The following is a 25,869-nucleotide window of genomic DNA, read 5'->3' on the forward strand; positions in this document are numbered from 1 at the left end:
CTGTCTAGGTGCCCTCGTAGGTGTCCGGGTCCGGGCGCAGCCGAGTTCCGTCATTGAGCGCGTTGATCGCGTCCACGTGCTCGGCGGCCAACTCGAAATCGAACACGTCGAAGTCGCTGGCGATGTGCTCGGGGTTGGCCGACCGGAACACGACCGCGTTGCCCAGTTGCAGGTTCCACCGCAGCAGCACCTGCGAGGGTGTCTTGCCGTACTCGCCCGCAACGGCGTTCACGGTCGGGTTCTCGTTCAGCTTGCCGAGAGCCAGCGGTGTGTAGGACTGCGTCACGACGTTGTGCTGCGCGTTGGTCTTGCGCATGTCGTCCTGGTTGAGCAGTGGATGCAGCTCGATCTGGTTGACCGCCGGGGTCGTGAAGACCAGGTCGATGACCATCTCCAGGTGTTCGGCGGTGAAGTTGGCGACACCGATCGATCGGGCGTGTCCGTCGCCGCGGAGTTGCAGCAGCCCGCCGAAGGAGTCCACGTACATGCCCAGCGCGGCGGCCGGCCAATGAACCAGGTAGAGGTCGAGGTAATCCAGGCCCAATCGTTCCAGGCTGGCGTTGCAGGCATCTCGGGCACCGGTGAGCCCCTGGTCGGCCGTGGCCAGTTTGGTAGTGACGAACAGTTCCGCGCGGGGAATCCCGGAGGCGGCAATCGCGCGACCGACCGCGGCTTCATTGCCGTATGCGGTGGCGGTGTCGATCAGCCGGCAGCCGACCTCCAGCGCCGCCGAAACGGCACGTTCGGTCTCGTCCTCCGACAAATCCGCGACGCCAAGGCCGAGCACCGGCATCGTGTTTTCGTCATTGAGGGTGATCGAGGGCACGGCGAGGCGTGCGTCGCCAGTCAACGTATTCACCTACCTGTGAAACTGAAAGTTCGTGGATCAGGACCAAGCCGCGTTCCGTCGTCGAGCGAGGAAATCGCCGCCATGTCATTGGCGCTGAGTTCGAAATCGAACACGTCGAAGTTGCTCGCAATCCGTGCAGGGTTCACCGACTTGGGGATCACGATATTACCGAGCTGGATATGCCACCTAATCAACACCTGGGCGGGTGTCCGCCCACTTTCGTCGGCGACGGCGGTAACCGTCGGGTGTGCCAGCAGCGCTCCTTGGCCCAGCGGAGCCCACGCCTCGGTCGCGATACCGCGCTGCGCGTGGACTTTCCGCAATTCCGTCTGGGGAAAACGAGGATGCAGCTCGACCTGATTGACGGCGAGAATGATGCCGGTGGAATCGATGAGAACCATCAGGTGCTCGGGCTCGAAATTGCTGACTCCGATGGACCGGATCCGGCCCTGGTCGCGCAGGTGGGCGAAGGCCTTGAAGGTTTCGACGAACTTACCCACCGCGGGCTGCGGCCAATGGACCAGATAGAGGTCGAGATACTCGAGGCCGAGCCGGTCCATGCTGGCGTCGAAGGCGACCAGCGTGCTGTCGTAGCCCTGGTCCGCGTTCCACAATTTGGTCACCACGTAGAGTTGATCGCGCGGCACGTCGGAGTCGGCAATTGCGCGCCCGGTTTCCCGTTCATTGCGGTAGGCGGCGGCGGTGTCGATATGCCGGTAGCCGGCTTGCAGCGCACTACTCACCGCCTGCTGGGTTTCCGCCGGAGGAACTTGGAAAACTCCGAGCCCGATGGCGGGGATCGCATGACCGTCATTAAGGGTGACCAAGGGGGCTGCCATGACACAGAGTCTGCCAGGCGCACCGGAGCTGCATCTGGAAGCCAGGCGCGGATCGGGCCGTTGGACCGACCGGGTGCAGGACGTCGTCACCAACGTTGGCGTCAAGGCCATTCCGTGGATTCCGACGCCGGCGAAGCGGGTGATGTTCGGCGGTCGGTCGATCATCATCGATGGCAACACGCTGGACCCCACCCTGCAGCTGATGCTGTCCGGTCTGCGGCTGGGCGGTATCGACGGCTTGGTGGTCAACGGCGACCCGGTAGCCTCGCGTGCGCAGATGCGCCAGTCGATCCTGTCCATGCCCGGACCCCAGATTCACGTCACGGTCGACGACCTGACGATCCCCGGTCCCGCCGGCCAGATCCCGGTGCGGCACTACCGTCCGGCCAGCGGTCCGGCCTCGGACTTGCTGGTCTTCTACCACGGCGGGGGCTGGGTGCTCGGCGATCTGGACACCGCCGACCCGCTGTGCCGGCTGACCTGCCGTGACGCCGGAGTGCACGTGTTATCGATCGACTACCGGCTGGCCCCCGAACACCCCGCGCCGGCCGCCATCGACGACGCCTATGCGGCGTTCAAGTGGGCCTGCGAGCACGCCGCCGAACTCGGCGCGACCCCGGACGTGTCGCCGTCGGCGGGGACAGCGCGGGTGGCAACCTGGCTGCGATCGTGTGCCAGCGCACGCGCGACGAGGGTGGTCCCTCGCCGCTGCTGCAGTGGCTGCTCTACCCGCCGACCGACTTCACCGCACAGACCCGGTCGCTGAGCCTGTTCGCCCGCGGCTTTTTGCTGACCAAGCGGGACATCGACTGGTTCGCCGCGCAGTACCTGAGCGGCACCGGCATCGACCCAGCGGACCCGCGGGTATCGCCGCAGTGCGCCGAGTCGATGTCCGGGCTGGCGCCCGCGCTGGTCGCCGTCGCCGGGTTCGACCCGTTGCGCGACGAAGGCGAGCGTTACGCCGCGGCGCTGCGGGCCGCGGGCACCGCGGTGGATCTGCGGAGCCTGGGTTCGCTGACGCACGGGTTCGCCAGCCTGTTTCAGCTCGGCGGCGGCAGCGCGGCCGCCACCAGCGACCTGATTTCGGCCCTGCGCGCTCACCTGAGCCGGGCCTGATTTGCCGAGAGACGCGCGCCGGTAATCTATGAGGCGTCGTCTGAAACCGCGGTCGAGACGCCCGCAAACCGACCTAAACACCGAAGGATCAGGGAACCCTGTGGCCGACAAATCGAAACGTCCCCCCCGATTCGACCTGAAGTCCACCGAAGGCAAGTCCGGCCGCCTGATTCAGATCGGCGGTACCGCGTTCATCGTCATCTTCGCGGTCGCGCTCGTCTTCTACATCGTGACGTCGCATCACGACAAGAAGGGCGCCGCCACCGGACCGGGCGACACGGTCCGCGTGACGTCGAGCAAGGTGGTCAACCAGCCCGGGACGAACAACCCGAAGGCCGTCGTGACCTTCTATGAGGACTTCTTGTGCCCCGCCTGCGGCAACTTCGAGCGCACCTTTGGGCCGACGGTCTCCAAGCTGATCGACTCCGGTGCCATCGCGGCCGACTACTCGGTGGTGTCCATTCTCGACAGCTCCAAGAACCAGAACTATCCGTCGCGAGCGGGGGCCGCCGCCCTCTGCGTCGCCGACGAGAGCATGGACGCGTTCCGCCGCTTTCACACCGCGCTGTTCAGCACCGGTATCCAGCCCGACGAGCGGGGTCCCAATTTCCCCGACAACGCGAAACTGATCGAACTCGCCCGGGAAGCCGGCGTCGTCGGCAAGGTGCCGGATTGCATCAACAGTGGGAAGTATCTCTCCAAGGTCACCGGCGAAGCGGCGGCCGCGAATATCACCGCCACTCCGACGATCAAGATCAACGGCGAAAACTACGACCCGTCGACACCCGATGCGCTGGTCGGCAAGATCAAGACCATCGTGGGTGATGTGCCGGGCATCGACGCACCTGTCGCCCCGCCGGCTTCGTGACGGTTGCGGTGTCGGTCGAACCCGCCGAGCGATCCGGCGACCCGACACCGGCTTCGGCGCGTGACCCATCCGTGCCGACGCTGCGCGCATGGTGGGTGCTGATCGCCGGTGCGGTCGGCCTGGTCTCCTCCATAACCCTGATGGTGGAGAAGATCGACATCCTGCTCAACCCGTCGTACGTGCCGTCGTGCAACGTCGATCCGATCATCTCGTGCGGCTCGGTGATGATTACGCCGCAGGCGTCGGTGCTGGGCTACCCGAACCCACTGGCCGGCATCGTCGCGTTCACCGTCGTGCTGGTCGTCGGGGTCCTTGCGGTAGCGAAAGTATCGATACCCCAATGGTTTTGGTCGGTGCTAGCGGCTGGGTTGCTGGTCGGTACGGGGTTCGTGCACTGGTTGATCTTCCAGAGCCTGTACCGGATCGGGGCGTTGTGCCCCTACTGCATGGTGGTGTGGGCGATGACGATCACGCTGCTGGTGGTGGTGGCGTCGATCGCGCTTTCGCCGGTCCTCGACAACCGCGACAGCACCGTGGCACGGCTGCTTTACCAATGGCGATGGTCGCTCACCGCGTTATGGTTTACCGCGGTGTTTCTGCTGATCATGGTTCGTTTCTGGGACTATTGGTCGACACTTCTGTGAGGAGCCGAAGGTGATCTCGAAGGTATTGGTGGCCAATCGCGGCGAGATCGCGATACGTGCGTTCCGCGCGGCCTATGAACTCGGCGTCGGCACGGTGGCCGTGTACGCCTACGAGGACCGCAATTCGCAACACCGGCTCAAGGCCGACGAGTCCTACCAGATCGGTGAGGTCGGTCATCCCGTGCGGGCCTACCTGTCCGTCGACGAGATCGTCGAAACCGCCCGCCGGGCCGGCGCCGACGCCGTCTACCCCGGGTACGGCTTCCTTTCGGAGAACCCGGACCTGGCCGCTGCTTGCGCGGCCGCCGGTATCACGTTCGTCGGTCCCAGCGCCGAAATCCTTGAGCTGACCGGAAATAAGGCGCGGGCAATCGCTGCCGCCCGCGAAGCCGGACTGCCCGTTCTCACGTCCTCGGCGCCGTCGGCCTCGGTCGACGAGCTGGTGTCGGCGGCGCAAGACATGCGGTTTCCGTTGTTCGTCAAGGCTGTTGCCGGTGGCGGGGGACGTGGCATGCGCCGCGTCACCGACATCGCCGCGCTGCCCGAAGCGATCGAGGCGGCCAGCCGTGAGGCCGAGTCGGCCTTCGGCGACTCGACGGTCTATCTCGAGCAGGCGGTGATCAAGCCGCGCCACATCGAGGTGCAGATCCTGGCCGACAACGCCGGCAACGTGATCCACCTGCACGAGCGCGACTGCAGCGTGCAGCGTCGCCATCAAAAGGTTGTCGAATTAGCGCCCGCGCCAAACCTTTCCGCCGAGCTGCGGGACAAGATCTGCGCCGACGCCGTCGCTTTCGCCCGGCACATCGGGTACCGCCTTGCGGGCACCGTGGAGTTTCTGCTGGACGAGAGCGGCCACTACGTCTTCATCGAGATGAATCCGCGAATTCAGGTGGAGCACACCGTGACCGAGGAGATCACCGACGTCGATCTGGTGTCCAGCCAGTTGCGCATCGCGTCCGGCGAGACGCTAGACGATCTGGGTCTGCGGCAGGAGGACATCCGGCCACACGGCGCCGCGTTGCAGTGCCGGATCACGACCGAGGATCCGGCCAACGGGTTCCGGCCCGACACCGGCCGGATCAGCACGTACCGCAGCCCCGGTGGCGCCGGCATCCGCCTGGACGGCAGCACCAACCTGGGCGCGGAGATTGGTGCCCACTTCGATTCGATGCTGGTCAAGTTGACCTGCCGGGGTCGCGACTTCCATACGGCGGTGTCCCGCGCCCGCCGCGCGATCGCCGAGTTCCGCATTCGCGGTGTGTCGACGAATATTCCATTCCTGCAAGCGGTTCTGGAGGATCCGGACTTCCAAGCCGGCCGAATCACCACGTCGTTCATCGACGAGCGGCCGCAGCTGCTGACCGCACGCGCATCGGCCGACCGCGGCACCAAGATCCTGAACTATCTGGCCGATGTCACCGTCAACCACCCGCACGGCACCCATCCGTCGAAGGTGTACCCGCACGACAAGTTGCCCGAGGTCGATCTCGAGGTGGCGCCGCCGGCCGGATCCAAGCAGCGGCTAGTCGAGTTGGGGCCCGACGGTTTCGCGCGCTGGCTGCGCGAGTCGCCCGCGGTGGGCGTGACCGACACGACGTTCCGCGACGCGCACCAGTCGCTGCTGGCGACACGGGTGCGCACCAGCGGGCTGATGATGGTGGCGCCGTATCTGGCCCGCACGATGCCGCAGTTGCTGTCGGTGGAGTGCTGGGGCGGTGCGACTTACGATGTGGCGCTTCGCTTCCTCAAGGAGGATCCCTGGGAGCGGCTGGCCACGCTGCGCGAGGCGATGCCCAACATCTGCCTGCAGATGCTGCTGCGGGGCCGAAACACGGTGGGGTACACCCCATATCCTGAACTGGTCACGTCGGCCTTCGTCGAGGAGGCAACCGCCACCGGCATCGACATCTTCCGCATCTTCGACGCGCTCAACAACCTTGACTCGATGCGGCCGGCTATCGACGCTGTCCGCGAAACAGGTTCGGCAATAGCAGAAGTTGCGATGTGCTACACCGGAGACCTGTCCGACCCGGGCGAGCAGCTCTACACGCTCGATTACTATCTCAACCTGGCCGAGCGGATCGTGCAGGCCGGCGCGCACGTGTTGGCTATCAAGGACATGGCCGGACTGTTGCGGCCACAGGCCGCCCACCAATTGGTCAGCGCGCTGCGCAGTCACTTCGACTTGCCGATCCACGTGCACACCCATGACACACCGGGTGGCCAGCTGGCCAGCTATATGGCCGCGTGGCAGGCGGGAGCCGACGCCGTCGACGGAGCTGCCGCGCCGATGGCGGGAACCACCAGCCAGCCCGCGCTGAGTTCGATCGTCGCCGCCACCGCGCACAGCGAGCACGACACCGGCCTGTCGCTCTCGGCGGTATGCGCGCTAGAGCCGTACTGGGAGGCGCTGCGAAAGGTCTACGCCCCCTTCGAATCCGGATTACCGGGTCCGACGGGGCGGGTCTACCACCACGAAATCCCGGGCGGCCAGTTGTCGAACCTGCGGCAGCAGGCGATTGCGCTGGGGCTGGGGGATCGATTCGAACAGGTGGAAGAGGCCTACGCCGGTGCCGACCGCGTGCTGGGCAGGCTGATCAAAGTCACGCCGTCGTCCAAGGTGGTCGGCGACCTGGCGCTAGCTCTGGTGGGCGCCGGGGTGAGCGCTGACGAATTCGCCTCTGAACCAGCGAGATTCGACATCCCGGAATCGGTGCTGGGATTTTTGCGCGGCGAGCTGGGCGATCCGGCCGGTGGCTGGCCGGAGCCGCTGCGCAGCGCCGCGCTGGCCGGCCGTGCGCCCGCCAAGCCGGTCCCGCAGCTCAGCGGAGAGGACGAGGCCGTGCTTGCGCTGACCGGACCCAAACGTCAGGCCACGCTCAACCGGCTGCTATTTCCTGGTCCGACAAAGGAATTCGAGGATCACCGAGAGACCTACGGCGATACGTCGCATCTGTCGGCCAACCAGTTCTTCTATGGACTGCGCCAAGGCGAAGAACATCAGGTGAAACTGGAACGCGGTGTCGATCTGTTGATCGGACTCGAGGCCATCTCCGAACCCGACGAGCGCGGCATGCGCACGGTGATGTGCATCATGAACGGCCAGCTGCGGCCGGTGCTGGTGCGCGATCGCAGCATTGCCAGCACGATCCCGACCGCCGAGAAGGCCGAGCGGGCCAATCCCGACCACATCGCGGCACCATTCGCCGGCGTCGTCACGGTTTCGGTGGCCGAGGGCGATCGGGCGAGCTCCGGCCAGACGATCGCCACCATCGAGGCGATGAAGATGGAAGCTCCGATCACGGCTCCAAGAGATGCCACCGTGGCGCGGGTAGCGGTGTCGAGCACCGCGCAGGTGGAGGGCGGAGATCTGCTGGTGGTGCTGAGCTGACCCGCATTATCGGCGGGGTCGCCGGAGGCCGGCGCATCGCGGTGCCGGCACGGGGAACCCGGCCGACCACCGATCGGGTGCGCGAGTCGCTTTTCAACATCATCTCGTCGCGGCTGGATCTGACCGGCTTGGCGGTGCTGGACCTCTACGCGGGTTCGGGGGCGCTGGGTTTGGAGGCGCTATCCAGAGGCGCGGGGTCCGCCTTGTTCGTCGAGTCCGATCAGCGCACCGCGGCCGTCATCGCACGCAACATCGAGACCCTGGGCCTGCCGGGGGCGACGCTGCGCCGGGGCGCGGTGGCCGTGGTGCTGGCGGGCGGCGCCGCGGCCCCGGTCGATCTGGTGCTGGCCGACCCGCCCTACGACGTCGAGAAAGCCGAGGTTCAGGCGGTCTTGGCAGCGCTCAGCGTGCACGGCTGGGTGGGTGAGACGACCGTCGCGGTGATCGAGCGTGCCGCCGCCGGGCCGCCGCTGACCTGGCCGGACGGCTGGATCAGCTGGCCGGAGCGGGTTTACGGCGACACCCGATTGGAGCTGGCCGAATTTGGCTGACGTGCCCTGCTACCTTGGTCGCTTATGAGCGGCGCCGTATGCCCGGGCTCGTTTGACCCGGTGACGTTGGGCCACATCGACGTGTTCGAACGCGCCGCGGCCCAGTTCGACGAGGTGATCGTCGCGATCCTGAGCAACCCCGCCAAAAAGGGGATGTTCGACATCGACGAACGCGTCGCGATGATCGAAGAGGCGACGACTCATTTGCCGAACTTGCGTGTCGAGGTCGGGCAGGGCCTGGTGGTGGATTTCGTAACGTCGCGCGGCATGACCGCGATCGTCAAGGGGCTGCGCACCGGCACCGACTTCGAATACGAGTTGCAGATGGCGCAGATGAACAAGCACGTCGCCAACGTGGACACATTTTTCGTGGCCACCGCGCCGCAGTATTCGTTCGTGTCGTCGTCGTTGGCTAAAGAGGTAGCGATGCTGGGCGGTGACGTCACGGCGCTGTTGCCGGAGTCGGTGAACCGCCGATTGCGCCAGAGGCGTTCCCGTGAGCGGTGACCCCGGGCCGACGGCTGTCGCGGGGGACTAGCACCAATGAGCTCTGCCGAGCGCGAGTTCGACATCATCGTTTACGGCGCCACGGGTTACTCGGGCAAGTTGACGGCGCAATACCTGGCACGGGTTGCCGGCGACGCCCGCATCGCGCTGGCCGGGCGCTCACGTGAGCGGTTGCTCGCCGCGCGCGAAAGCCTTGGCCGCAGAGCCCACGATTGGCCGCTGATCGTGGCCGATGCAGCACAGCCGGCGCCGGTGCAGGATATGGCGGCCCGCGCCAGGGTGGTCGTGACGACGGTAGGTCCCTACACCACTTACGGCTTGCCGGTGGTGGCGGCGTGCGCGAAGGCTGGGACGGACTACGTCGACCTGACCGGTGAGGTGATGTTCGTCCGGAACAGCATCGACCGGTATCACGAACAGGCCGTCGACACCGGTGCCCGGATCGTCGTCTCGTGCGGATTCGCTTCGATCCCTTCAGATCTCAATGTGTATCAACTCTACCGACGGGCACGCGGCGACGGCGCCGGTGAGCTGTGCGACACCACGCTGGTGTTTCGTTCGTTCTTTCAGGGCGGGGGATCGGGAGGCACCGTCGCCTCGGAGTTCGAGTCGATGCGCACCGCGTCCAGCGATCCCGAGGCCCGCCACCAGATGGACGACCCGTATACGCTGACCCCCGACCGAGGTGCCGAACCCGATCTCGGCCCCCAGCATGACTTTGTATGGCGCCGGGGCAGTCGGATCGCGCCCGAGCTTGCCGGCTTCTGGCTGGGTGGCCTGGTGTGGGCGCCGCACAACACTCGAGTGGTACGGCGCAGCAACGCATTACAGAACTGGCCTTACGGCAGGAGGTTTCGTTACTCGGAGACCATGAGCCTGGGGAAGTCCTTCGCCGCACCGGTCGCCTCCGGGGTGGTTACCGGGACACTGGCGGGTGCGTTTGCGTTGGGCACCAGGCACTTCAGCCGAGTGCCGCAGCGATGGTTAGCGCCCTTGGCAAGGCCAGGGACCGGACCGGGCGAGAAGATGCGCGAACGCGGCCACTACACGGCACAGACGTACACCACCACGACGTCCGGTGCTCGGTACCTGGGGACCTTCGCGCAGCAGCTGGACGCGTACAGCGGGACCGGGGTGCTGCTCGCCGAGTGTGGTCTGGCGCTGGCGTTCGATCGCGGTCGGCTCTCCGACTTGCGGGGCGTGCTCACGCCCGCCGCGGCGATGGGCGACGCTTTGCTGACCCGGCTACCGGCCGCCGGGGTATCGATGAACACGGTCCGGCTGAGCTGAACCGCGCCGCTCTCAGCGCGGCGCCGGCCCCGCGAGCAAGCGATCCGCGAGTTCAACGGCGAAGTGCCGGGTCTGCTCGAGCTGATAGGGCTGGACGTTGGTCGCGGGAATCGGCACGCCGAAGTATCGGTCACGGTATCGGCCGGACCGCAGGTAGCTGATCATCGAGAGCCCGGAGGCGAACTGCCCGCCGAGGTATTCGAAGTGGATGCCGCCCAAATACTGTCCGCCGCGCTTTTCCCCGAGTTTGCGCGCCTGCGCGAAATTCCCGCGCCAGTAGCGACGGCACACGCAGAACGCGGCGAAGGGTGTGCCGGCGAGCAGCTTGCCTGCCTCGTCGGATTTCAAGAAGGTGCGCATCGGCATGTTCATGGTGAACCACCATGTCGATGATCCGATGCAGACCAGGTCGTAGTTCCCGTTTCGCACCTCGTCCGGGGTTCGGATTTCCCCGGCGGCGCGGCGGGCTTGGGCGGGAAGCATGCTGAGTAGATCGAGCATCGCGTGGCGTAGCGGGACGCGCGAGAAGCGCTGTGCCCAACGATGATCGGTGAACTCGATCCGGGCTTTGTCTACCTGGAAGCCACGCTCACTGAAAACCTCTCCCGCAGCTTCCAGCACCCGCAGCGCCTGCCCGGTGAACGTGTAGTAGAGGAGCAGCACCCGAGGCCGGCGGCCGGCGGCTTCATCGGAAGTCATCGCGTTAACGTAACTAAAAATTAGTCGCGGAGCTGTGTTTTCATTCCGTGACCGGAATACGCTGATCAGCCAGTCTTACCGAGTCCGATCCTTCGGCTTCCGAAGGCCGCCGAGGGCCTTGCCCGCGGTGACCACACTTGTTGCCTCGAATCACTTTTCGACGCGTATCCCAGGTCAGTACCGTACATTCCTTAATGAAAACCATTATCACCAAGGAGACGCCCGCCATCCGGATCGCCGGCCAGAGCTGCGCCCGGCGGGGGTGAGGGCGTTGTTGCGCGCTGCACGAATGCCGCGGTCTAAGCGCTGAGGGGGAATGATGCTGGATTTTGCGTTGCTGCCGCCGGAGGTGAATTCGGCCAGGTTGTACGCCGGTCCTGGGTCGAGGCCATTGTTGGCGGCCGCTGTCGCCTGGAGGTCGATTGCGGCTGAAATGCGTTCTGCAGCAATCGATTATGATTCGGTGATCAGGGAGCTGATCACGGTGGGCTGGCACGGCCCGTCGTCAGCGTCGATGTTGGCCGCGGCCGTACCCTTTATGACTTGGCTGAACACTACGGCGGCTCAGGCCGAGCAGGCCGGTGCGCAGGCCGATGCGGCGGCGATGGCTTTTGAGGCCGCGTATGCGATGACGGTGCCCCCGCCGGTCGTCGTGGCCAACCGCACGCTGCTGGCGAACCTGGTGGCCGGCAACGTTGTTGGGCAGAACTCCCCGGCGATCGCGGCGACTGACGCCGAATACGCCGACATGTGGGCTCGGGATGCCGAGGCGATGGGCGACTATGCCACCGCCTCGAACTCCGCGGCACAGATGACGCCGTTCACGTCGCCGCGCACGAACACCACCCCCGACGCGGTGGCCAGACAGAATCAGACGGTCAATCAGGCCGCTAATTCGGCGGCCGACGCGGATGCCGCGCCCACGTCGGGATCGTTTATCGACTATCTGACCGGCTTGTTGGACGGGTCGAACAACACCGCGCTGGGCAGCTTCCTGGGAAGCAACTTCTTCAGCAACGACATCCTCAACGGCATCATCGCCGGTGGTCCGTTCAACCCGCAGTCCATCATTGGGACGGCAGTGGGTTCGATGGCGACACGCGCCACGACGTTGTCGGGTCTAGAGGACTTCGCTTTTGGCGCCGAGGTCGGCGGGAATGCCGCGCTGGCGTCGAGCACGGCCGGTTCGGCGGGCCTTACTTCCGCTTCTGCCGGCGTGGGCAACGCACATCTGGTGGGTTCCATGTCGGTGCCGCAGAGCTGGGCCTCGGCCGCCAGTATCACCCCCGGCCAAGCCGCGGCACCGGTCAGCGGCCTTGGCGATATCGGCTCCGCCGGGGCGCCGGCGGCGGGCGGGCCGGGAGGCGTGGCAGGGCCGCTGGGCGGCAACGGCCGCCGACTGCGCCGCGCTATCCCGCGCTATGGGGTTCGTCCCGTCGTCATGCCCCGGCCGCCGGCCGCCGGTTAAGAGACTTCAGGAGAAGATGTCATGCTGAATTTTGGAGCATTGCCGCCGGAGATCAACTCGGCCAAAATGTATGCCGGCCCCGGGCCGGGGTCATTGTTGGCCGCTGCGGCCGCGTGGAATGTCATGGCTGCTGAGATACGTTCCGCAGCAACCAATTACGACGCGGTGATCAAGTCGCTCGTCAGTGAGAGCTGGCTGGGTCCGGCGTCGGCGAAGATGGCGGCGGCGATCGGCCCGTATCTGGCCTGGTTGGACACCACCGCAATCCAGGCTGAGCAGGCCGGCGCGCAAGCCAACGCGGCCGCGGCCGCTTTCGAGGCCGCATTCGCCGCGACGGTGCCCCCACCGCTCGTCGCGGCCAACCGCGCCCTGCAAGCAAAGCTGTTGGCGGGAAACATCTTCGGCCAGAACACTGCAGCGATCGCGGCCACCGATTCCCAATACGGCGAGATGTGGGCGCAAGATACCTCCGCGATGACCAGCTACACCAGCGCCTCACGCGCGGCCAGCCAAATGACGCCGTTCAGCCAACCGCGGTCCGACACCACTCCGGACGCAACGGCCCTGCAGGCCAACGCGGTTCTCGGCGCCAGCAACGACGCGGGTGCTGACGCCGCCGCGGCTCCTCAGCCGACCAGCATCTGGGACTGGCTCGGTCTGTCGCCCAATTCGAACACGTCGACCACCGGACTTGCCGGCATCATGAACTTCTTCAGCAACTCCAATCCGAATCTGATCGGAGCCTTCGTCAACAACGCCTCGGTCTCCGGGGTGTCCAACGGGTTCACCACCAACGGAATTCTGAACCCGACGACTTTCGTCGATTCGCAGGTGTCGCTGAATTCCCTGGGCGCGGTTGGGGCAACCACATCGGGACTGGAGGATCTGGCCGCCGGTCTTGGTGGTAGCGCGTCGCTGGCCTCAGCGGTGAGCGTGCCCGGCGCCGCGGCGACAGCGGGGCTGGGGCAGGCGAGTCTGCTAGGCGCCCTATCGGTGCCTCCGACTTGGGCCGGCAGCGGCGCAACGGTCAGCACAGTCGCGGCGACGACTCAGGTGGGCGCCGGGGCATACCACAGCTTTGGCGCCGCCACCCCGATGGTGATGGAAGAGGCTGGGGCAGTGGGCATGCCGGGGGTGCCCCTGGTTGGTCTGCCCGGTTCGCACGAGGACGAGTTCGCCGATCCGATCTATGGGTTCCGCCCCCGCGTCGTCGGACGCCCACCTGCGGCCGGGTGACGACAGCTATGAAAGTCCCACCGCTGCTGGCCGGCGCCCTGGTGGTAATCGCTGTGGCCGCACCGGCACACGCCGACCCCGATGACGACGCCTTCCTGGCCGCGCTCAACCAGGCGGGCATCACCTTCCGCGACCCCGACCACGCCATCAAAGCGGGCCAGAAGGTATGCGACTTGGCCAGCTCGGGAACCTCACAACTCGACATCGTCCGAGACATCCGCGACCTCAACCCCGCATTCACGATGGCCAGCGCCGCCAAATTCGCCAAAGCCGCCGCCAGCATCTATTGCCCCGAACTCCTGTCCACCGACAGCGCAGCCACCGACCCCAGCGCCGGAAGTTAGCCGTGGAAGCGCCAATTCGTCGTGCCCGCCCGCGACTATGCACGTTGTCAATCGCACCCCGAGCGGTTGGATGCGAACGCCACAATCGCGTGCTAGCGTCGCGAATATTAATGAAAATGATTGCCAATAAGCTGGAATGGAGAACGGTGCGATGGCAGGTCGACCTGGTCAACGCCGGTTAGCGGCATTGGTAGCGATGCACCTAGTCGCGATACTGGGCGCGGTTGCGTGTAGCAGCGGCAACGTGTCGCAATCCGGACCCACCAGCACGGGCAGCGCCAGCGCCGGTGCCAGGCTTGTGGTTGTTGCCACGATAAACGCGTGGGGCAGCATCGCCGCGCAGCTGGGGGGTGACCGGGTGACGGAGACCAGTATCATCACCAACCCCAACACCGACCCGCACAGCTATGACCCGTTGGCTGCGGATGCACGCATGGTTGCCGACGCGAAGGTGGTAGTCGAAAACGGTATCGGGTACGACACCTGGGTCGACAAAATGCTTGTGTCCGACCCGAATCCGAACCGCGCCGTGGTCAACGTCGGCGACACCGTTGGAGTCGCCGCGGGCGGAAACCCGCATCAGTGGTACTCGCCTGGCTCGGTAACCAAGGTTGCCGATGCGATCACCGCCGCCTACAAGAAGGCCGACCCGAGCGACTCGGGATATTTCGATCAGCGCAACCAGCAGTTCCTCAACCAGGGCCTGTCCAACTACCGCAGCTTAATCGCCAGCATCAGGGCCAAATACGCTGGGACACCCGTCGGCGCCAGCGAGTCGATCTTTTCCCCGCTCTCGGATGCGTTGGGGCTCAATCTGATTACGCCGCCGGAGTTTCTCAAGGCAATCAGTGAAGGCACCGATCCCTCGCCGGCGGACAAGGCGACCATCGACCACCAGATCGCCGCCAAATCGCTCAAGGTGTACGTGTTGAACACCCAAAACAACACCCCGGATGTGCAGGCCCAAGTCGACGCGGCCACGAAACAGGGAATTCCCGTCACAACGGTGACCGAGACACTGTCGCCGATAAACGCGTCGTTTCAGGATTGGCAATCCGCACAGTTGTCTGGCCTGGCCGATGCTCTGCATAGCGCAACAGGAAAGTAGATGACCGGCGCGGGCCCTGTCGACGCCAGCCAGCACGTTGCCCCCGCGCCGGTGGCCCGCGAGATCAGCGTCCGGATGCGCGGCGCGTCAGCCGTGGTGGGTGGCAAGACGGTGTGGTCGGACGTCTCCCTCGATCTCGCCGCCGGGGAATTCGTCGCGGTACTCGGACCGAATGGCTGCGGGAAGTCAACGCTACTCAAGGTCCTATTGGGGCTAACACCTTCGCACGGCATGGTTGAGGTGCTAGGAGCGCGCCCTGGCCGACGCAACAAGCTGATCGGTAATCTGCCGCAACGACGCGCGTTCGACGCCAGCGTACGCATCCGCGGCGTCGACGTGGTTTCCCTGGGATTGGATGGCGCGCGCTGGGGAACGCCCGTGCCGGGACTGGCCCGCCTGCTGGCCCCGCGCCGGTGTGCGCAGCGGCGAAGACGGCTTGAGCATGTGATCGAAGTGGTCGGCGCCGCTGACTATGCCCGGCGCCCGATCGGTCGCTGCTCCGGTGGTGAACAGCAGCGGTTGCTGATCGCGCAGGCTCTGATCCGCCAGCCGGAACTGCTGTTGCTCGACGAGCCGCTCGACAGTCTCGACGTACCCAGCCAGGCCGGGATCAGCGCTTTGGTGGGCGATATCTGCCGCCGAGAGGGTGTGACCGTTCTGATGGTGGCCCACGACGTGAATCCGGTCCTGCCATACCTCGATCGCGTTATCTACATCGCCCGCGGGTCGGCCGTGATCGGAACGCCCGAGGTGGTGATCACCGCCGAGCAGCTCAGCGCGCTCTACGGCGTCCCGATCGAAGTGCTCCACGACCGGGCGGGTCACCTGTTCGTCGTCGGGCAACCCGGCGTTCGTCCCACCCAGATCGCCGGAGCGCGTGCATGAATCCGCAGCTGACCTGGAATCTGATCGCCGACGTGCAGCAGATGTTGGTGTACCCGTTCATGGTCACCGCGTTGCGCGCCGGCACCGTCGTCGCCGTCCTAGCCGGTGTCGTTGGATGGGTGATGGTGCTACGCAAGGAAAGCTTCGCCGGGCATACCCTGGCCGTCGTCGGCTTCCCCGGCGCCGCCGCGGCGGCCTGGCTGGGCGTAGCCACCGGCTACGGTTACTTCGCGGCCAGCATCGGTGCTGCCGCGGCAATTACATTGCTGCCCAAGTCAACTCAGACGGGCAGGCCGAGCCTGGGCGAGGAGTCCGCTGGGATCGGCACGATTCAAGCTTTCGCGATGGCGACGGGGTTTCTGTTCGTCAGCCTCTATCACGGATTCCTGTCGGGTTTGACGAATCTACTGTTCGGCACCATCGCCGGGGTCAGCTCCCAGCAGCTTGACGTACTGCTCCTCGCGGCGCTGGTGTGCCTGATCGTGCTGGCCGCGATCGGGCGGCCACTGCTGTGGGCGTCGATCGACCCCGATGCCGCCACTGCCAACGGAGTCCCGACTCGATTCGTCGCCGCGCTGTTCCTCCTGGTGCTCGGTGCTGCCGCGGCCGGCGCCAGTCAGATCACGGGCAGCCTACTGGTATTCGCGCTGCTGGTGGCCCCGTCTGCGGCCGCTTTCCACTTCACCGCCCGTCCCGCGATGGGCATCGCGCTGTCCGTCATCTTCGCGGTCACCGTGACCTGGCTGGGTATCGGCTGCGCGTTCTATTCTCCGTTTCCAATCGGGTTCTGGGTTAGCAGTTTCGCGTTCGGCGTCTACTTGCTGGCCGTTTGCTACCGCGCGAGTGTCGAACGGAGCCAGCAGCGATTCGATCGACGGCGCTCCCCGGCCTGCACCACGGTGGCCGCATGACCGTCAGCGACAAGCAGGCCAGCGCGTCGGGCCCACTGACCGGCCTCGCGAACATGCTGTCCCACCCCTTCATCAGTCACGCGCTGGTGGCCGGGACCGCGGTGGCGATCGTGTGCGGGTTGGTCGGCTACTTCCTGGTGCTGCGCGGCCAGGTATTCGCCGGCGACGCCCAAGGGCACATCGCGTACACCGGGGCGATGGCCGCTCTGGTGGCCGGCTTGGATCCCCGAATCGGATTGTTTGCCGCCACGATCGTGGCCGGAGTCGCGCTGGGCATGATCAACCGTCGCGGCGCGGACGACGTCGCGATCGGCTCGTTCTTCTCCTGGATACTCGGGTTGGGCGCGCTGTTCTTGACCTACTACACCACTCACGGCAGCGGCCACAACGGCACTGCCAACGTGAATGTCTTGTTCGGCAGCATCTTTGGGATCAATGACCAAGCTCGAACCCTTGCAGTGGTCGTCGCCGCCGGATTAGGCGCCGTGCTGATCTCGATTGCGCGCCCGCTGCTGTTCGCCACGATCGATGCGGGCATCGCCCAGACCGCCGGCGTGCCCACCAGGCTGCTAAGCACGCTTTTTTTGGTCATCGTCGGGGTCACGGTCGCCGAGGCGACTCAGATCATCGGCGCGCTTGTCGTGCTCGGCCTGCTCGCGGCACCGGGAGCCGCCGCCGCGCGGCTGACCACTCGACCCTGGCGCGGGTTCTGGCTGTCCGCGGTCTTGGCCACCGCCGCGATCTGGATTGGCGTCACCATCGCCTACGCCGTTCCCGCGGCGCCGGCGACCTTCACCATCATGAGCACGGCCACCACGATCTACCTGGTCGCCGAAGTAATCGGTGCCCGAGACCGCCAGCCGCGGCATACACCGGCGGCCCAGTAACGCAACAAATCGGCAGGAGTGCAACGATGCCCGTGCCGCGGGTGCTACACCGGACCCGAATAACCGCCCAGCAACGAGCCGTGCTCGACCTGCTGCAGCGCAGCGACCGCTTCCGGGGTGCCCAACAACTCCATCTCGATCTCCGTCAACGGCACGGCGTCCAGATCGGGCTGGTCACCGTGTATCGAATTCTGCACCTGTTCGCCGACATGGAAATCACCGAGACCCAGCGCGCCGAAGATGGCGAGATGCTTTATCGGCTGCGCACCACACCCGGGCATTGCCACTACCTGCTGTGCCGACGGTGCGGGCGTGCGATCGCGTTCACCACCGACGAAATTGAAGATTTTACAAGTCAACTCGCTCAGCGACACCGCTACACCGACATCGCCCACCAGATCGACTTCTACGGAACCTGCCCACGATGCACCGAAAGTTGATCGGGGCTTCGCAGTTGGCTGCCGCCCGTTGTGATGCGTAGCGGTCCTGGTTGGGTCTAATGATGGTGTTGCTGATCGGGTTTCGGGTCGGGGCCACCGCCCATCATCCGCAGCATCGGCATGCCGCCAGAAGTTACGAACCGGATGATTAGCACCGCCGCGCAAACCAGGAACGCGATGTTGAGCCAGGTGGTGTAGTTCCAGGAGATCGACGCTTCCATGACCGTGGCGTTGCGCTGGTGGGGGATGAGATCGGTTGTCCCGAATATCAATTCGACCAGGTATCCGGCGACGACCATGGCCAGGTAGAAGGTGCCCAGGATGGTCAGCATCATCTTGGTGCCGTAGTACTTTCGGTAGATGTTCAGGATCGGCAGGATGATCAGGTCGGCGAAGATGAAGGCGACGACACCGCCGAAGCTGATACCGCCGTTCCAAAGCACCGCTGCCAGCGGCACGTTGCCGATCGAGCAGACGAAGGACACGATCGCCACGACGGGGCCGACGATCGGTCCCCACACCGTCGCAAGGTCGGGGTGATTGGCTAGAAAGAAACTCTGCCAAAAGGTTTCGGGAACCCAGGCCGCGATGGCGCCCGCGATCAACAAGCCCAGCACCAGGTCGCGCAGGATCGCCAGCCATTCCATCACGAACACATGCGAAACCGAGGTGAAACCCTCCGGGGAGAACACCCGCTGCCAAAACGACCCGTCCCGTTGGATCGACATGTCCATGGCGGCATGGCCTTCCATCGAGCCGGCGATTCCCCGCTCGGCTTGCTCGCGTGCGGCGTCGACGAGTCGCGAGCGCACGAACAGCCGGAACAGGACGGCCAACACGACGATCATGATCGGGCCGCCGACGAACTCCGCGGCGGCGAACTGCCAGCCCATCAACAGGGCCAGGATGATGCCCAGCTCCACCACGAGGTTGGTGGAGCCGATCTCGAATGCCATCGCGGCGGTGAAGTTGGCGCCCTTGCGGAATAGCGACCGGGCCAACGCCACCGCGGCGTACGAGCATGAGGACGACGCCGCACCGAGCCCGGCCGCCACCGCCAGGGTGCGCGGCCGGTCGTCGCCCATCAGGCTCACGATCGTCGAGCGACGCACCACCGCCTGCACCACCGCCGACAGGATGAAGCCCAGGATCAGCGCCCAGGTGATCTCCCACGTCATCGACCCCGCCAGCGCTAGGGCATGGCCGACGGCCGCGAGCACTTTGCCTGTCACTGGGGCCTCCGCAGGGGTTGCGTGATGGGAGTGATTATCGCGTATCGGTCCCGGTGGCGCCCGCTTCTCGGCCAGGCCGAACCGCGTCGAGGCGGTTGATGAAGTGCCTGGTCAGCGCCTAGAGTGAGGTCGCGACCAGGCAATTGCACCCATTCCCGCGCCGGTCTTGGGCCGGGCGTTTAAGCTTGGGCGGTTCGTATTTTTCCGTGTCGATACCCGGATTAGTGGTTCTGCGAGCGCTGCTACGGGGGTTCCGTTGCGCGTATCGACATTCTGGTGATGCTTGGGGAGCATCACCGGATGAACTGAGACGAGGTATGAACGGCGATGCAGTCGCGTGTCACGCCCATTGCGGTGATTGGAATGGGCTGCCGGCTCCCCGGCGGTATCGACTCACCTGACGCGTTCTGGCAAGCGCTGCTGCGCGGCGAGGACTTGGTCACCGACATACCACCCGACCGGTGGGACGTCGAGGACCACTACGACCCCGAACGCGGCGTCCAGGATCGGTCGGTGTCGCGGTGGGGCGGCTTCATCGACGACGTCGGCGGATTCGACGCCGCGTTCTTCGGCTTCGGGGAACGCGAGGCGACGGCCGTCGACCCGCAGCACCGGCTGCTGCTGGAGACGTCCTGGGAAGCGATCGAGCATGCCGGAATCGTTCCGGCCGCACTGAGCGGCTCGCGAACCGGAGTGTTCGTGGGGCTGTGTCAACAGGACTACACGCTGATGACCGGGGACGCCGGAGTGCTCGGCGACGCCTACGGCTACACCTGCACGCCGTTCAGCATGGCTTCGGGGCGAATCGCCTACGGGCTGGGGCTGCTGGGGCCGGCCATCACGATGGACACCTCGTGCTCGTCAGGTCTGCTCGCCGTGCACCTGGCCTGCCAGAGCCTGGATAGCGGCGAGAGTGATCTCGCCCTGGCCGGCGGCGCGATGCTGGTGCTGGACCCGCGGGTGTCCACCTCGGCATCCGGGCAGGGCATGCTCTCGCCCACCGGCCGCTGCCACACGTTCGACGTCGCCGCCGACGGTTTCGTCCGTTCCGACGGTTGCGCGGTGGTGATGCTCAAGCGCCTGTCCGACGCGCAGCGCGATGGCGACCGGATCCTGGCGGTAGTACGCGGCTCGGCAGCCAATCAGGACGGCCGTTCCGAAACGATCACGACGCCATCGTCGGATGCCCAGGCCGCCGTCTACCGGGCGGCATTGGACTGTGCCGGAGTGGACCCGAAGACCGTCGGCATGGTGGAAGCGCACGGCACCGGAACCCCGAAGGGCGACCCACTCGAATTCACGAGCCTCACCGAGGTTTACGGTGCCGCGGGCAACCGCGTCGCGCTGGGATCGGCCAAGGCCAATGTGGGCCACACCGAGGCGGCCGCCGGCGCCGTCGGGTTGGTCAAGGCGGTGCTCGGACTGCGGCACGGGGTGGTGCCGCCGATGGCGCACTTCAGCCGGCTGCCTGACGAGCTGAAGCAGATCGACACCGGATTGTTTGTGCCACAAGAGGTCACGCAGTGGCCGGACAAGGGCGACGGTCCGCGCCGGGCCGGCGTGACGTCGTTCGGAATGTCGGGCACCAATGTGCACGCCGTGCTCGAACAGGCGCCCGAGGCGCCAACCGGCGTAACGGAAACCCCCGGGGCCGGACCGCTGTTCTTCGGATTGTCCTCGACGTCTGCCGACGAGTTGCGCCGCACCGCGCGGCGGCTGGGCGACTGGCTGGACGCCAACAAAGCGGGACTTTCCGCTGCCGACTTGGCCTATACCTTGGCGCGACGGCGTGGGCACCGGACCGTGCGCACCGCGGTGGCAGCGGACAACCTCGACGGCTTGCGTGCCGGGCTGCGTGAAATCGCGGACGGTGCAACGCCTTACCTGCCGACCGCGGGGCACGACGACCGCGGGCCGGTGTGGATCTTTTCCGGTCAGGGCTCGCAGTGGGCGGCGATGGGCGCGGAACTGCTGGCCAACGAGCCGGCGTTCGCCGCAACCGTCGCGCAAGCCGAGCCGTTGATCGCGGCGGAGTCCGGCTTTTCGGTCACCGAGGCAATGTCGGCGCCCGAGACGGTGACCGGTATCGGGCGGGTGCAGCCCACCCTGTTCACCTTCCAGGTGGCGATGGCCAACGCCATGTTGGCCTACGGCGTGGCGCCCGGCGCGGTCATTGGGCATTCGATGGGGGAGATCGCGGCAGCCGTCGTCGCCGGCGCTCTGTCGCTGGAAGACGGCGTCAAGGTGATCTGCCGGCGCTCCGCGTTGATGTCGCGGGTCGCGGGTGCCGGAGCGATGGCCTCGGTGGAGTTGCCTGCCCAGCAGGTGCGAGACGAATTAGCCGCCCGTGGCATCACCGACGTCGTGGTAGCGGTAATCGCCTCGCCGAACTCGACCGTGATCGGCGGAGCCGGCCGGCCGGTGCGGGATCTGGTCGCCGAATGGGAAGCCCGCGAGGTGATGGCGCGCGAGGTGGCCGTGGACGTCGCGTCGCACACGACTGCGGTCGACCCGATCCTCGCCGACTTGGCCGAAGGGCTCGCGGATCTCACCCCGATGACGCCTAGCGTGGCGTATTACTCTGCGACACTGGATGATCCGCGTAGTCAGCCGGCTTTTGACGCCGACTACTGGGTAAGCAACCTGCGGCAGTCGGTGAAGTTCGCTGCCGCGGTGCAGGCTGCCCTGGACGACGGTCACCGGGTGTTCGGCGAACCGTCGCCGCATCCGCTGCTGACCCGTGCGGTGGAACAGACGGCCGGCGCTGCCGACATCACCGCGGCGGCCCTGGCCGGTATGCGGCGTGAGCAGCCGATGCCGCACGGACTGCTCGGCTTCCTGACGGATCTCTACAGTGCCGGCGCCGCAATCGATTTCTCCGTGCGGTATCCGGCCGGGCAGCTGGTGGACGCCCCGCTGCCGACCTGGACCCGCCAACGGCTGCTCGTCGAATCCAGCGGATCGGCGGCGCGGGATCAGTCCGCGATCGCGGTGCACCCGCTGCTGGGCGCGCATGTCCGGTTGCCGGAGGAGCCTGAACGCCATGCCTGGCAAGGCGAGATCGGCACCGCGGCATTGCCGTGGCTGGCGGATCATCAGGTGAACGGCGTCGCGGTGTTCCCGGGCGCCGGCTTCTGCGAGATGGCGCTGGCGTCTGCTGCCGAGATACTCGGCACCGACGCCGAGGTGCGCGATGTCCGGTTCGAGCAGATGTTGCTGATGGATGACGAAACCCCGGTCAGCGCCGTGGCTTCGGTGAAGGACGCCGGCGTCGCCGACTTCATCGTGGAGACCGAGCGCGACGGCGAACGCACCCGGCGGGCGACCGCGGTGCTGCGCACGGCGCAGGACGAACCACCACCGCGGCACGACATCGCCGCCCTGCTGGCCACCCACCCGCACCGGACCGACGGTGCCGCGGTGCGACGCCTGTTCGCCGAACGCGGCGTCGACTACGGCCCGGCCTTCACCGGTTTGGTGTCGGCGCACAATGCGGAAGGCAAGAGCCGCAGCGTTGTCGTCGAAGTCGAGTTGCCCCGGGCGGTCCGGACGCAACAGGGGAGTTACGGCGTTCATCCCGCGCTGCTGGATGCCTGCTTCCAGGCGGTGCTGGCGCACCCGGCCGTCAAGGATGCTTCGCAAGTGGGACTGTTGTTGCCGCTGAGCGTGGGCCGGCTGCGCCGGTATGCCCCGATGCGAGCTACCCGCTACTGCCAGCTGCGCATCGTCTCGGCCAGTGAGTCGGCCCTCGAGGTCGATCTGGATCTGCTGGACGAGACCGGCGAGGTTCTGCTGGCCGCCCACGGCCTGCGAATGGCGGCCAGTGGCGGCGGCGCCGACCACCTGATGGCCGAGCGGCTGCTGACCGTCGAGTGGCAGCAGCAGACGCTGCCGGCGGTACCCGAGCGGGCGGTGGGAAGTTGGTTGCTGATCAACACCGCCGAGACCGACCTGCTGGAGTCCAGGCTCACGGACGCACTGAAATCCCTTGGTGCACAACCCACGACCCTGAGCTGGACGGAGCAGTCCGACCACTGCGCCAACACCGCACAGCTGTCCGCCGCGGTGCGTGGCGGTCTCGAAGGCGTGGTGATCGTGTGCCCGCCGCCCGCCGGCCAGCCCGACGAGCAGGGTCTGGTGGCCGGCCGCGAGCAGGTGCGCCATGTGGTCCGGATGATTCGGGAGTTGCCGGAACTGTCGGCCGAACCGCCGCGGCTGTTCGTCCTGTCCCGGCGGGCCCAGATCGTCTTGGCGGACGACGACCCCAACCTGGTGCAGGCCGGACTGCGTGGCCTGTTGCGAGTGGTCGGCGCGGAGAACCCGCAGCTGCAAACCACCCAGATCGATCTGCAGGACGACGGTGACATCGAACAGGTGGCCCAGGAGCTGCTGTCCGGTTCGCCCGAGGACGAGACCGCCTGGCGTGGCGGCCAGCGATACACGGCACGGCTGCGCTGCACACCGCTGGGAGCCGAAGAACGCCGAACCACCACGGTCAACCACGAATCCGACCAGCTGCGCGCGGTGGTCCGCCACCCCGGCGACCTGCACACGATGGAGTTCGTCGCCTTCGACCGCAAGACACCGGAGCCGGGCCAGGTCGAGATCGCGGTCGACGCGTCCAGCGTTAACTTCGCCGAAGTCCTTGCGGCCCTTGGCCGCTACCCTGACCTGGAGGGCGAGCCACACCAGTTGGGATTTGACCTCGGTGGTGTGGTGACCCGAGTCGGTGACTCCGTCACCGATCTGGTGGTCGGCGACCGGGTGGGCGGCTTCTCCGGATTCGCCAACGGCAGCTGGGGCACGTTCGTCACCTGCGATGCCCGGCTCGTCGCCGCGCTGCCGCCGGCCGTCACCACGGTCGCGGCCGCCGCCGCGGCAACCGCGTACGGCACCGCGTGGTACGGGCTGTGCGAACTGGCCCGAATCTCGGCCGAGGACAAGGTGCTGATCCACTCGGGCTCGGGCGGCGTCGGTCAGGCCGCGATCGCAATCGCGAAGATGGTGGGCGCGCAAATCTTCGCCACCGCGGGCAGCCAGGAGCGGCGGGCCCTGTTGCGGGACATGGGCATTGACCACGTCTACGACTCGCGTAGCACCGCGTTCGCCGATGAGATCCGCCGCGACACCGACGGCTATGGCGTGGACATCGTGCTCAACTCATTGACCGGTGCGGCCCAGCGCGCCGGAATCGAGCTGCTGGCCTACGGTGGGCGGTTCGTCGAGATCGGCAAGCGCGATATCTACGCTGACGCCCGGCTGGGGCTGTTCCCGTTCCGCCGCAACCTCACCTTCTACGCCGTCGACTTGGCGTTGCTTACCCACACCCATCCGCGGCGCGTGCAAGAGCTGCTGCGCACGCTGTACCAGCGGATCGCGGATGGCGACCTGCCGGCTCCGGCCTGCACCGAATATCCGCTGTCGCAGGCGGCTACGGCGATCCGGGTGATGAGCGGTGCCGAGCATACCGGCAAATTGGTGCTCACCGTGCCGCGCTTCGGGCAGACCCGCGCGGTGCTGCCGCCGGAACAGGCTCCGGTGTTCCGCAAGGACGGCGCCTACATCGTCACCGGCGGCCTGGGTGGCCTCGGACTGTTCCTGGCCGGCCAGATGGCCAAGGCGGGTTGTGGGCGGATCGTGCTGACCGCGCGTTCGGTCCCAACTGCCAAGGCGCGCCAGGCAATTGAGCGGCTGCGCGCCAACGGGACCGACGTCGTCGTGGAGAGCGGCAACATCGCCGAGGCCGAAACCGCCGCCCAGGTGGTGGCCGCGGCGACCGCGACCGGGCTTCCGTTGCGCGGAGTGCTGCATGCCGCCGCCGTGGTCGAAGACGCCGTCCTGGCCAATATCACCGACGAGCTGATCGACAAGGACTGGGCGCCAAAGGTCAACGGCGTGTGGAACTTGCATCACGCGACGGCCGAACAGCCGCTGGACTGGTTCTGCTCCTTCTCGTCGGTGGCGGCGCTGTTCGGCTCGGCCGGACAGGGTGCCTACGCCGCGGCGTCGAGCTGGCTGGACGCGTTCACCCACTGGCGCCGCAGCCAGGGTCTTCCGGCGAACACGATCGCGTGGGGGGCGTGGGGCGAGATCGGCCGCGCCACCTTCCTGGCGGCCGGCGGTCGCACCACGATGATCGCGCCGGACGAGGGGGCGCAGGCGTTCGAGACGTTGTTGCGTTACGACCGCGGCTACACCGGCTACGTGCCGACGACGGGTGCGCCGTGGTTGGCTGCACTGGTTGCGCGCAGCCCGTTCGCCGAAGCGTTCCAGGACTCCGGCGACCAGCATGGGGCCGAAAGTTCGGCGCTGCGTGCCGAATTGCGGACGCTGTCGCCAAACGAGTGGCCGGCCCGGCTGCGCCGCCTGATCGCGGATCAGACCGGCTTGATTCTGCGCCGTGCGATCGACCCCGACCGTCCGTTCGCCGAGCACGGCCTGGACTCGCTGGGCAACCTCGAATTGCGGACCCGCATCGAAGCCGAGACCGGAATCCGCGTCACCCCGAAGACCATCGCCACCTTCAACTCCGCACGTACGTTGGGGCAGCACCTGTCGGAGGCGCTGGCAGCAGAAGAGGGTCAGCCGCCTTCGTAGCCG

General features: G+C 66.5%; 19 protein-coding genes and 1 pseudogene. 16 read left to right on the forward strand and 4 right to left on the reverse strand.

Annotated elements, in window-relative coordinates; genetic code table 11:
- Positions 1-4: 4 nt before the first annotated feature.
- Together H7K34_RS14890 and H7K34_RS14895 are read right to left on the reverse strand one after the other, a co-directional pair.
- Positions 5-793 carry an aldo/keto reductase gene (locus tag H7K34_RS14890; protein ID WP_372510797.1) on the reverse strand — a complete coding sequence of 263 codons (789 nt, stop codon included), beginning with the start codon at positions 791-793 and terminating at the stop codon, positions 5-7.
- Positions 794-855: 62 nt separating this feature from the next.
- Entirely contained in the window at positions 856-1,689 is an 834-nt protein-coding gene (locus H7K34_RS14895) for an aldo/keto reductase (protein WP_264062765.1), read from the reverse strand.
- Here H7K34_RS14895 and H7K34_RS14900 point away from each other — a divergent pair.
- From H7K34_RS14900 to H7K34_RS14930, 7 genes and pseudogenes are all read left to right on the forward strand, one after another.
- Positions 1,688-2,805 (forward strand): annotated as a pseudogene (locus H7K34_RS14900) (alpha/beta hydrolase). The gene H7K34_RS14895 and the pseudogene H7K34_RS14900 sit on opposite strands and share 2 nt — an antisense overlap.
- A 100-nt stretch (positions 2,806-2,905) precedes the next feature.
- Complete coding sequence (locus H7K34_RS14905) at positions 2,906-3,673, forward strand: DsbA family protein (RefSeq protein WP_264062767.1); 768 nt, start codon at positions 2,906-2,908, stop codon at positions 3,671-3,673.
- Positions 3,674-3,681: 8 nt separating this feature from the next.
- Entirely contained in the window at positions 3,682-4,317 is a 636-nt protein-coding gene (locus tag H7K34_RS14910; RefSeq protein WP_264062769.1) for a vitamin K epoxide reductase family protein, read from the forward strand.
- Between the two features lie 10 nt (positions 4,318-4,327).
- On the forward strand, positions 4,328-7,711 hold the full coding sequence (locus tag H7K34_RS14915) for a pyruvate carboxylase (protein ID WP_264062772.1): 3,384 nt from the start codon (positions 4,328-4,330) through the stop codon (positions 7,709-7,711).
- Entirely contained in the window at positions 7,708-8,262 is a 555-nt protein-coding gene (gene rsmD, locus H7K34_RS14920; RefSeq protein WP_264063561.1) for a 16S rRNA (guanine(966)-N(2))-methyltransferase RsmD, read from the forward strand. The genes H7K34_RS14915 and rsmD overlap by 4 nt, the downstream gene beginning before the upstream one ends.
- Before the next feature lie 24 nt (positions 8,263-8,286).
- A complete protein-coding gene (gene coaD, locus H7K34_RS14925) occupies positions 8,287-8,769 on the forward strand; it encodes a pantetheine-phosphate adenylyltransferase (RefSeq protein ID WP_264062774.1) in 483 nt (160 codons plus the stop codon).
- A gap of 36 nt (positions 8,770-8,805) precedes the next feature.
- Positions 8,806-10,059 carry a saccharopine dehydrogenase family protein gene (locus H7K34_RS14930; RefSeq protein ID WP_264062776.1) on the forward strand — a complete coding sequence of 418 codons (1,254 nt, stop codon included), beginning with the start codon at positions 8,806-8,808 and terminating at the stop codon, positions 10,057-10,059.
- Between the two features lie 12 nt (positions 10,060-10,071).
- On the opposite strand, the gene H7K34_RS14935 is transcribed toward H7K34_RS14930, so the two are convergent.
- Positions 10,072-10,758, reverse strand: coding sequence for a flavodoxin family protein (locus H7K34_RS14935; protein ID WP_264062778.1), 687 nt, complete (start codon positions 10,756-10,758; stop codon positions 10,072-10,074).
- A 319-nt stretch (positions 10,759-11,077) separates the two neighbouring features.
- On the opposite strand from H7K34_RS14935, the gene H7K34_RS14940 reads away from it, so the two are divergent.
- From H7K34_RS14940 to H7K34_RS14975, 8 genes are all read left to right on the forward strand, one after another.
- Entirely contained in the window at positions 11,078-12,226 is a 1,149-nt protein-coding gene (locus H7K34_RS14940; protein WP_264062779.1) for a PPE family protein, read from the forward strand.
- 21 nt (positions 12,227-12,247) lie between these two features.
- Complete coding sequence (locus tag H7K34_RS14945) at positions 12,248-13,462, forward strand: PPE family protein (RefSeq protein WP_272896310.1); 1,215 nt, start codon at positions 12,248-12,250, stop codon at positions 13,460-13,462.
- An 8-nt stretch (positions 13,463-13,470) separates the two neighbouring features.
- Positions 13,471-13,806, forward strand: a complete 336-nt coding sequence (locus H7K34_RS14950; protein WP_264062782.1) for a DUF732 domain-containing protein — start codon at positions 13,471-13,473, stop codon at positions 13,804-13,806.
- Positions 13,807-14,002: 196 nt separating this feature from the next.
- The gene (locus tag H7K34_RS14955; RefSeq protein WP_264063563.1) at positions 14,003-14,914 is read left to right on the forward strand and encodes a metal ABC transporter solute-binding protein, Zn/Mn family; all 912 of its coding nucleotides are present in this window, start codon (positions 14,003-14,005) and stop codon (positions 14,912-14,914) included.
- Positions 14,915-15,799 carry a metal ABC transporter ATP-binding protein gene (locus H7K34_RS14960; RefSeq protein WP_264062783.1) on the forward strand — a complete coding sequence of 295 codons (885 nt, stop codon included), beginning with the start codon at positions 14,915-14,917 and terminating at the stop codon, positions 15,797-15,799. It begins immediately after the preceding gene.
- The gene (locus tag H7K34_RS14965; protein WP_264062785.1) at positions 15,796-16,710 is read left to right on the forward strand and encodes a metal ABC transporter permease; all 915 of its coding nucleotides are present in this window, start codon (positions 15,796-15,798) and stop codon (positions 16,708-16,710) included. The genes H7K34_RS14960 and H7K34_RS14965 overlap by 4 nt, the downstream gene beginning before the upstream one ends.
- Positions 16,707-17,597 carry a metal ABC transporter permease gene (locus tag H7K34_RS14970; protein ID WP_264062787.1) on the forward strand — a complete coding sequence of 297 codons (891 nt, stop codon included), beginning with the start codon at positions 16,707-16,709 and terminating at the stop codon, positions 17,595-17,597. Before H7K34_RS14965 ends, H7K34_RS14970 begins: the two co-directional genes overlap by 4 nt.
- 26 nt (positions 17,598-17,623) lie before the next feature.
- The gene (locus H7K34_RS14975) at positions 17,624-18,037 is read left to right on the forward strand and encodes a Fur family transcriptional regulator (protein ID WP_264062789.1); all 414 of its coding nucleotides are present in this window, start codon (positions 17,624-17,626) and stop codon (positions 18,035-18,037) included.
- A gap of 56 nt (positions 18,038-18,093) precedes the next feature.
- On the opposite strand, the gene H7K34_RS14980 is transcribed toward H7K34_RS14975, so the two are convergent.
- On the reverse strand, positions 18,094-19,314 hold the full coding sequence (locus tag H7K34_RS14980; RefSeq protein ID WP_372510798.1) for a permease: 1,221 nt from the start codon (positions 19,312-19,314) through the stop codon (positions 18,094-18,096).
- A gap of 282 nt (positions 19,315-19,596) precedes the next feature.
- On the opposite strand from H7K34_RS14980, the gene pks2 reads away from it, so the two are divergent.
- A complete protein-coding gene (pks2, locus tag H7K34_RS14985) occupies positions 19,597-25,866 on the forward strand; it encodes a sulfolipid-1 biosynthesis phthioceranic/hydroxyphthioceranic acid synthase (protein WP_264062791.1) in 6,270 nt (2,089 codons plus the stop codon).
- The last annotated feature ends 3 nt before the right edge of the window (positions 25,867-25,869 follow it).

Origin of the sequence: Mycobacterium montefiorense, assembly GCF_025823255.1 — a bacterium.
GTDB classification, from domain to species: Bacteria; Actinomycetota; Actinomycetes; order Mycobacteriales; family Mycobacteriaceae; genus Mycobacterium; species Mycobacterium montefiorense.

Coding starts and splice junctions, on each gene's coding strand:
- H7K34_RS14890 (WP_372510797.1), bottom strand. CDS start 793: ATGCCGGTGCTCGGCCTTGGCGTCGCGGATTTGTCGGAGGACGAGACC.
- H7K34_RS14895 (WP_264062765.1), bottom strand. CDS start 1,689: ATGGCAGCCCCCTTGGTCACCCTTAATGACGGTCATGCGATCCCCGCC.
- coaD (WP_264062774.1), top strand. CDS start 8,287: ATGAGCGGCGCCGTATGCCCGGGCTCGTTTGACCCGGTGACGTTGGGC.
- H7K34_RS14930 (WP_264062776.1), top strand. CDS start 8,806: ATGAGCTCTGCCGAGCGCGAGTTCGACATCATCGTTTACGGCGCCACG.
- H7K34_RS14935 (WP_264062778.1), bottom strand. CDS start 10,758: ATGACTTCCGATGAAGCCGCCGGCCGCCGGCCTCGGGTGCTGCTCCTC.
- H7K34_RS14940 (WP_264062779.1), top strand. CDS start 11,078: ATGCTGGATTTTGCGTTGCTGCCGCCGGAGGTGAATTCGGCCAGGTTG.
- H7K34_RS14945 (WP_272896310.1), top strand. CDS start 12,248: ATGCTGAATTTTGGAGCATTGCCGCCGGAGATCAACTCGGCCAAAATG.
- H7K34_RS14950 (WP_264062782.1), top strand. CDS start 13,471: ATGAAAGTCCCACCGCTGCTGGCCGGCGCCCTGGTGGTAATCGCTGTG.
- H7K34_RS14955 (WP_264063563.1), top strand. CDS start 14,003: ATGCACCTAGTCGCGATACTGGGCGCGGTTGCGTGTAGCAGCGGCAAC.
- H7K34_RS14960 (WP_264062783.1), top strand. CDS start 14,915: ATGACCGGCGCGGGCCCTGTCGACGCCAGCCAGCACGTTGCCCCCGCG.
- H7K34_RS14965 (WP_264062785.1), top strand. CDS start 15,796: ATGAATCCGCAGCTGACCTGGAATCTGATCGCCGACGTGCAGCAGATG.
- H7K34_RS14970 (WP_264062787.1), top strand. CDS start 16,707: ATGACCGTCAGCGACAAGCAGGCCAGCGCGTCGGGCCCACTGACCGGC.
- H7K34_RS14975 (WP_264062789.1), top strand. CDS start 17,624: ATGCCCGTGCCGCGGGTGCTACACCGGACCCGAATAACCGCCCAGCAA.
- pks2 (WP_264062791.1), top strand. CDS start 19,597: ATGCAGTCGCGTGTCACGCCCATTGCGGTGATTGGAATGGGCTGCCGG.